At 74.1% G+C, this 6,790-nt stretch carries 7 protein-coding genes; 5 read left to right on the plus strand and 2 right to left on the minus strand.

Features of this window, described 5'->3' with window-relative positions:
* Positions 1 to 99: 99 nt before the first annotated feature.
* Positions 100 to 528: an ester cyclase gene (locus JW592_RS32240; RefSeq protein ID WP_209268839.1), complete on the plus strand. Its 429-nt coding sequence runs from the start codon at positions 100 to 102 to the stop codon at positions 526 to 528.
* Between the two features lie 52 nt (positions 529 to 580).
* Here the strand turns inward: JW592_RS32240 and JW592_RS32245 are convergent, their stop codons facing one another.
* Positions 581 to 1,732 (minus strand): MGDG synthase family glycosyltransferase, encoded by a 1,152-nt coding sequence (locus JW592_RS32245; protein ID WP_209268840.1) that lies wholly within the window; start codon positions 1,730 to 1,732, stop codon positions 581 to 583.
* Positions 1,733 to 2,335: 603 nt separating this feature from the next.
* On the opposite strand from JW592_RS32245, the gene JW592_RS32250 reads away from it, so the two are divergent.
* From JW592_RS32250 to JW592_RS32260, 3 genes are read left to right on the plus strand one after another with little or no spacing between them, the layout of a single operon-like run.
* Positions 2,336 to 3,073, plus strand: coding sequence for an SDR family NAD(P)-dependent oxidoreductase (locus tag JW592_RS32250; RefSeq protein ID WP_307805622.1), 738 nt, complete (start codon positions 2,336 to 2,338; stop codon positions 3,071 to 3,073).
* Positions 3,074 to 3,081: 8 nt separating this feature from the next.
* Positions 3,082 to 3,960, plus strand: a complete 879-nt coding sequence (locus tag JW592_RS32255) for a DMT family transporter (RefSeq protein ID WP_209268841.1) — start codon at positions 3,082 to 3,084, stop codon at positions 3,958 to 3,960.
* Positions 3,954 to 4,742, plus strand: coding sequence for a polysaccharide deacetylase family protein (locus JW592_RS32260; RefSeq protein WP_229377230.1), 789 nt, complete (start codon positions 3,954 to 3,956; stop codon positions 4,740 to 4,742). The genes JW592_RS32255 and JW592_RS32260 overlap by 7 nt, the downstream gene beginning before the upstream one ends.
* Here JW592_RS32260 and JW592_RS32265 read toward each other — a convergent pair.
* Positions 4,688 to 6,166, minus strand: a complete 1,479-nt coding sequence (locus JW592_RS32265; RefSeq protein ID WP_209268843.1) for an FGGY-family carbohydrate kinase — start codon at positions 6,164 to 6,166, stop codon at positions 4,688 to 4,690. The two genes, JW592_RS32260 and JW592_RS32265, sit on opposite strands and share 55 nt — an antisense overlap.
* Positions 6,167 to 6,370: 204 nt before the next feature.
* Here JW592_RS32265 and JW592_RS32270 point away from each other — a divergent pair, with 204 nt between their 5' ends.
* A complete protein-coding gene (locus JW592_RS32270; RefSeq protein ID WP_209268844.1) occupies positions 6,371 to 6,727 on the plus strand; it encodes a hypothetical protein in 357 nt (118 codons plus the stop codon).
* Positions 6,728 to 6,790: the final 63 nt, after the last annotated feature.

The following is a 6,790-nucleotide window of genomic DNA, read 5'->3' on the forward strand; positions in this document are numbered from 1 at the left end:
AACCCCGGCCTCGCCTCCGTCGCACGCACGCAGCACCAGCAATTGCTCACATCAGGTCACCGTCTGGCCCCTTGTTCCTTCGTCCAGGAGGATGGGTCCATGGACGAGGCGACACTGCGCGCTCTCTACGAGCGCTGGCTCAAGGAGCTGTGGAACGGTGACCTGTCCGTCGCGAAGGAGATCGCGGCCCCCGGGTTCACCATCCACCACGGAGCCATCCAGCCGGGCGGAGACCGCGAGCTGAAGGGCCCCGAGGGAATCACGAGCCTGGTCTCCATGAGCCGGGAGTATTTCGACGGGCTGACCTTCGAGACCGAGGTGGGACCCGTGGTGCAGGGGGATCTGATCTGCGCCCGCTGGGTCGGCCGCGGCAGATACAAGGGAGGCTTCCCCGGGGCCACCGCGAAACCGGGCACTGAGGTGGTCTTCCGCGGCAACGACATCCTGCGAGGTGCCGACGGCCGGTTCGTCGAATACTGGGTGTGCTCCGACGGCCCGTATCTGGCCGAGCAGCTCGGGGCGGGCTGACCTCGGCGCCCCGCACAGACCACAAATCACCGGAAAGGATCGAGTCGGGTCGTCACGCTCTGGAGTCCACCGCTGCCGTCCGTGCGGCCAGCTCCACGAGTTCCTCGGCGGCGTCGGCACGGAAGGCGGCCCGCGCTGCCGCCGTCTGGCGGTCCCGGGCCGGGCCGGGGAAAGCCAGTTCGTGGGCGCTGCGAGCCGGTTCGCCCTTCCCTCCCGTGCACCGGGAGAGCCCGGCCCGCGCCATGGCCCGCACCCCGGCTGCGGCGTGTCCTGGCAGCGGGCGGTGGCCGATGACGGGCAGGCCCGCAGCCAGGGCCTGCGCGGCGGTCTGTCCTGCCGCGTTGTCGAGCAGTACGTGCGCCTCAGCCATCAGACCGGGCAGGTCGGTCACCCAGCCGAGCGGCAGCAGTCCGGGATGGCGGGCCGCGCGGTGCCGCAGGCGGTCGTCGTTCCCGCACAGCAGCACCGGTACACAGCCGTGGCTCACCAGGTGCCGTGCCGTCTCCAGCAGCCGGGTGCCGACTCCCCACGCGCCGGTGGACATCAGGACGGCGGGGCGTCCGGGCGAGACGGGGGTGGTGTGCTGCGCCGCCGCGGCGACGTGCCGGTCCAGCAGAGCCCGCCAGTAGCCGTCCACGTCGCGGGGCCGGAAGAACCGCGCCGGTACGACGGGGCCCGTGGCGTGCGCGGGACCGCCGGTCGCGGTCCGTACCTCCTCGGCTGCGGTCTCGGTGACACACAGGTGGAGGTCGTTTCCCGGGTGCAGCCAGCCCCGGTGGACGGCGAAGTCGACCACGACGACCGCCGCGGGCACCTGGAGGGCACCACGTGCCCGCAGCCGCCCGGTCACCTGGGCGCTCAGATGGAAGGTGGGAACGACCACATCGGGGTGCCAGTCGGCGACCGTCCGCAGCAGGGGCCGCTCGGCGAGGGCCGCCAGGGGCGCGCTGCTCGGGCGTGGCCCCGGCGCTGCGGCCGTCGCCAGAAAGCTCGCGTACACGGCGCCGTACAGCCTGGGCACATGCCGTACCGCGCCCCGGTAGCAGCTGCGCAGCAGGCTGCCGGTGCCGGCCGGCAGCAGCGTGAGGATGTCGCGGACGACGGCGGTGTGACCGCGGGCCCGCAGCCGGTGCGCCAGTTCCTGTGCGACCGCGTCGTGGCCCGCGCCCATGCTGGCACTCAGCAGCAGGAAGCGGTGCGGCATGGGGCTCCCGGGGTCGTCGGTGGGCGGACCGGCGCGGACCCGGACGGGGTCGGCCCGGGAACGTGCCCTCGGGCTCTGCGGGCGGCTCGGCGCGTCCGTAGACCCTCGGCACATCCGTAGACCAGTGTGCTGTCTCCGGCCGTCAGCGGCGGCGTAGCGACACTCAGTCGAAGTCCACCCGGCCAGGCGCCCACCCGGCCAGGCGCCGCCCGGCTTCCGGGCCCGGACCGCAGCGGGAGAGTCCGGCCCCGGGCGCCGCCGAGTCCCCGGAGGGGAGCCAAATAGGTGGTTCGGTCGGCCCGGGCAGGGCTCAGGGCGGGTGCGCGGCACGGTTGCCACCATGCTGGAGCCGGGGCCTGTTCGTGCCCCGGCACTCCCATCCCGGCCCCTCGCGGCCCGTACTGCTCACCGGAGGCGTCTGTGTTCGACAGGCTCGGCAGCTCCGACCGCCGCTCGACGCACCCTCTGCTCCGAGCCCCCGCGGTGCGGCACCGCCACCCGAGGCATGCGGCGGACCGGCTCTCGCGGTCGGCACGGGCCCGGCCGCCGGAACGCGCCCAGGCCGAGCCTCAAGGGGACTCCGGCCCTGACGGGCACCGTCCGGTGGCGCTGGTGACCGGCGCGTCGTCCGGCATCGGCGCGGCCGTCGCGGAGCGGCTGGCCGCCGACGGCGACTGGCGGCTGCTGCTGAACGGCCGGGATGAAGGGCGGCTGATGGAGGTCGCGACCCGCACCGGTGGCGTGCCGCTGGCCGCCGATCTGGCCGACCCCCGGGCGCGGGAGCGGCTGGCCGAGGAGGCTCTGGTACACAGCGGCCGGGTGGACGCGCTGGTGGCGGGCGCGGGTATCGGCTGGGCCGGCCCGTTCACCACGATGCCGCACAGGGACATCGACGATGTGCTGGCCGTGAACCTGAACGCCACGCTGCACCTGGTGCGTCTCCTGCTGCCCGGCATGGTGGAGCGGCGCTGCGGGCGGGTGGTGCTGATCGGTTCCCTGGCGGGCAGCGTCGGCGTACGAGGAGAGGCGGTGTACGCGGCGACGAAGGCGGGGCTCGCCGCGTTCGCGGACAGCCTCCGCTACGAGCTGGCCCCGAGCGGGGTGCGGATCTCGATGGTGCTGCCGGGGGTGGTGGACACGCCGTTCTTCCAGCGGCGCGGCGCTCCCTACCGGCGCGAGCGGCCCCGGCCGGTGCCTGCGCTCCAGGTGGCCGATGCGGTGTACCGGGCGCTGCGCACGGGCCGCCCCAACGCCTTCGTACCGTCCTGGATGGCCATGCCCGCGTGGCTGCACGGGACGGCGCCCGGGGTCTTCCGCAGCCTGGCTCAGCGCTTCGGGTAGGCGCCCACGTGCTGTGGACAGCGGTCTCGGTCCTGCTGGCGGTGCTCGCCGCGCTGGGCAACGCCGCTGCCTCGGTGCTCCAGCGGCGGGCCGCCGCTGTGGAGCGGCCCGGCCCTTCGGGGCGGCGGTTGTCGTGGCTGCCGGGACTGCTGCGGCGCCCGGTGTGGCTGTGGGGCGCGGCCACGCTGGTGCTGTCCGCCGTGTGCCAGGCGGGGGCCCTGGCGACGGGGCCACTGGCCGTGGTGCAGCCGGTGATGACCACGGAGCTGCTGTTCACGCTGATGCTGGGCAGCCTGGTGTTCCGGCAGCGTCCCGGGCAGCGGGCGTGGGCGGCTTTCGGGGCCATGGTGCTGGGGCTCGCGGCGCTGCTGTGGCTGGTGTGGCCGTCGGGCGGGTCGGCTTCGGTGCCCTCGGGCCGCTGGCTGGTGGCGGCCCCGCTGATGGCGGCGCTGGTGGTGGTGCTGGTCGTGGTGGCCTTCCGGCTCCCCTCGGCTCCCCGGGCGACCGTGCTGGGTTCGGCCACCGCCGTGCTGTTCGGGGTGACGGCGGCGCTGATGAAGGACGCGATCTCGCATCTGGCCGACGACGGACTGGTGGCGCTGCTGACGGCGTGGCAGACCTATGGGGTGGCCGTCGCCGGAACGGCGGGGTTCCTGCTGCTGCAGCTGACGCTGCACGCGGGCACACTGGTGGCGTCCCAGCCCGCGCTCACGCTGGGCGACGCGTTCTTGAGCGTGGTGCTGGGCGCGGCCCTGTTCGACGAGCGGCTGTCGCTGGGCTGGCGGGTGGTGCCCGAGTTGTTCGCGCTGGCGCTGATCAGCGTGGGGAGCGTGCAGCTCGCCAGGTCCCCGGCGGTCGCGGGAACCTCCGAGAAGGAGATCTGGTGAACCGTCCGCGTCTCCTGGCCGCCCTGGCGGCCGCCCCGGCAGCCGTCGCGGTGGCGGACATCCTTCCGGCGGCGACCTGGCTGCCGACCGTGCGGGCCGTGCTCTTCCCCGCACTGGACGGGCGCGGCAGCCGCGACCACGTCGCCCTGACGTTCGACGACGGGCCCGACCCGCGCTCCACGCCGTACTTCCTGCGGGAGCTGGACCGGCTCGGCGTGCGGGCCACCTTCTTCCTGCAGGGCGCCGCGGTACTGCGCCATCCGGCCCTCGTACGGCGGATGGTCACCGAGGGTCATGAGGCCGCCGTGCACTGCTGGGAGCACCAGCCGCCCTGGCTGCCCCGCCCGCTGGCGGACCGCGCCGGTCTGGAGCGCGCGGTGGCCGCCGTACGGGAGACCACGGGGACTCAGCCGCGCTGGTACCGGCCGCCGTTCGGGGTGCTCACGGCCACCCGCTGGTGGGCCGCGCGGCGACTGGGGCTGCAGCCGGTGCTCTGGACCGCCTGGGGCCGCGACTGGCAGCCGGGCGCCGACCCGGACAGCGTGCTGGCGCAGCTGTGTGAGCGGCTGACGGGCGGGGCGACCGTCCTGCTGCACGACAGCGACCGCAACAGCGCCCCCGCTTCGTGGCGGACGACGCTTGCGGCCCTCCCCCGTCTGGTCGCCCGCTGCCGCGCCGCCGGGTGGACGGTGGGGCCGCTGGCGGAACACGGGGTGCCGGTGGCCCCTCAGCGGTTCTGGCGGGCCGCCAGCGCGTGGGCCACCTCGGCCGACGCGGGGTAGAGGTCGCGGTAGAGGCCGTAGAGCTCGTCGTACCGGGCGGTGGCCTCGGGATGCGGGGTGACCGTCTCGCGCAGCGGGTTCCACGCGTCGATGGAGGCGTCGGTCACCAGCTGTGCGGCCAGCAGCGCGCCGCCGTAGCAGGCACCGATGGAGGTGGCGCGCAGCTCCTGGGGCCGGCCGGTGACATCCGAGACGATCCGCGTCCACAGCCCGCCCTGGGTGCCGCCGCCCACGGCGACCACCCTGCGGATGTCGCCGCCCGCCTTCTCCAGGACCTCGATGTTGTGCCGTACGGCGTAGGCGGTGGCCTCCAGCGCGGCGCGGTACAGGTCCCCGCGGGTGTGCGAGAGGGTCAGACCCGCGATGACGCCCCGGGCCAGCGGGTCCATGACGGGGGTGCGCTCCCCCGCGAAGTACGGCAGCATCAGCAGCCCGTTGGCGCCGGGCCCGGAGTCCTCGGCGAGGCGCAGGAGTTCGGGGTATCCGGGGTTGCCGAACAGCTCCCGCAGCCATCCGGTGACCGCCCCCGAGGTGGCCATCCCGCCCGCGAGGTTGCGGGTGTCGGGGAGGGCACCGACGGTGCTCCACAGCGCGGGGTGGGTGAGCAGCCCTCGCACGGTGTGGACCAGGAACATCGTCGTGCCGTACATCAGCATGAGGTCGCCCGGCCGGTGCGCGCCCACGCTCAGCGCCTCCGCCCAGGCGTCGACAGTACCGGTGATGACGGGGATGCCGTGCGGCAGCCCTGTGCTGCGGGCGGCCTCTGCGGTCACGGTGCCGGCCGCCTCGCCGGACCAGCGCAGCGGCGGGAGTTCGATACCGGGGGCGATCCGGTCGGCCCACGGGGCGTACCAGCGGCGGGCTTCGGTGTCGTAGAGCGGGGTCGCCTGGCTCGCGGAGTGGTGGTCCAGGACGTAGGCCCCGGTCAGCTTGCGGACGAGCCAGGAACTGGCCATGTAGAGGCGGCGGGCTCGGGCGAAGAGCTCCGGTTCCTCGTCCGCGATCCAGGCGACCTTCGCTCCGGCGGCCTGGCTGGACAGCTCCGAGCCGCAGCGGCGCCGGATCTCCTCGGCGCCCAACTCCTCGTTGAGCCGGGCGATCTGTTCGACGGAGCGGGTGTCGACGCCGTAGAGGACCGCTGGGCGCAACGGCGTGTCGTCGGCGTCGGTGAGCAGGACGCAGGGCCCCATACCGCTGAGCCCGACGGCGACGACGTCCGCTTCGGCACCGGTGGTCAGCTCGCGGGAGAGGGAGACGAACTCCTCCCACCACACGGCGGCGTCCATCTCCACCTGGCCGGGAGCCGGCCGGTCGACGACGTGCTCGCGTACGGCCGAGCGCAGCACGGTGCCGTCCAGTGCGACCAGGACGCCCTTGCTGCTGGAGGTGCCGATGTCCACGCCCAGGACTGCGTTGAGGGCCATGGCGGCAGGCTTCCAGGAATCGTTTTCAGCAGTCAACGGCGGCCGGCCGGCTCCTTCGCCTGCCGGTCGGCCGAGTTCCGCTCCGACGCCGTCGCCATATCACCAAGTGTCAACGTATGCCCAGTTTTCCGGCCGGACCGTCGGGGAGGCACGAGGCGGCGCAGTCGATTCCAGCACTCCAGGTTTCCGAGCAAGGAGCAGTCCATGACGCTTGTCACCGCACCACTCTTCCGCCTCGCCGCCAAGTCGGCCGCCGCCCCGGCCCTCGCCGCGGTGCTGCTGACCCTGCCGGGCAGCACCGCGGCGGCCGCCGCGGGCGCGGCCACCCCGCCCGGACTGAGCTGCCACACCGGCAAGCACCACAACGACAGCTACACCGGATTCGCGCTGTGCAAGAACAACGGCCGGTCGACGCAGACCTTCTGGGTGCACCTGGTGTGCGGCTGGGCACCGGACGTCGACGGCAACCGCGTCACCCTGCGGCCCGGCCAGTCGGGCCAGTCCACGGCGCACTGCGGAGCGCTGGGCACCGGCATCGGGAGGATCGAGGTACGACCGTGAGCCCGGCCGGCGGGGCCGGTTCCTGGGACCTGTTCCGCAGCCCTGACGGGGGCGCGCCCTAGG

The sequence above is a fragment of the Streptomyces spirodelae genome (assembly GCF_017676385.1).
Taxonomy (GTDB): Bacteria; Actinomycetota; Actinomycetes; order Streptomycetales; family Streptomycetaceae; genus Streptomyces; species Streptomyces spirodelae.

Excerpts from the sequence above, each read along its gene's own strand:
- JW592_RS32245 (WP_209268840.1), bottom strand. The coding sequence starts at position 1,732 with ATGCCGCACCGCTTCCTGCTGCTGAGTGCCAGCATGGGCGCGGGCCAC.
- JW592_RS32240 (WP_209268839.1), top strand. The coding sequence starts at position 100 with ATGGACGAGGCGACACTGCGCGCTCTCTACGAGCGCTGGCTCAAGGAG.
- JW592_RS32265 (WP_209268843.1), bottom strand. The coding sequence starts at position 6,166 with ATGGCCCTCAACGCAGTCCTGGGCGTGGACATCGGCACCTCCAGCAGC.
- JW592_RS32270 (WP_209268844.1), top strand. The coding sequence starts at position 6,371 with ATGACGCTTGTCACCGCACCACTCTTCCGCCTCGCCGCCAAGTCGGCC.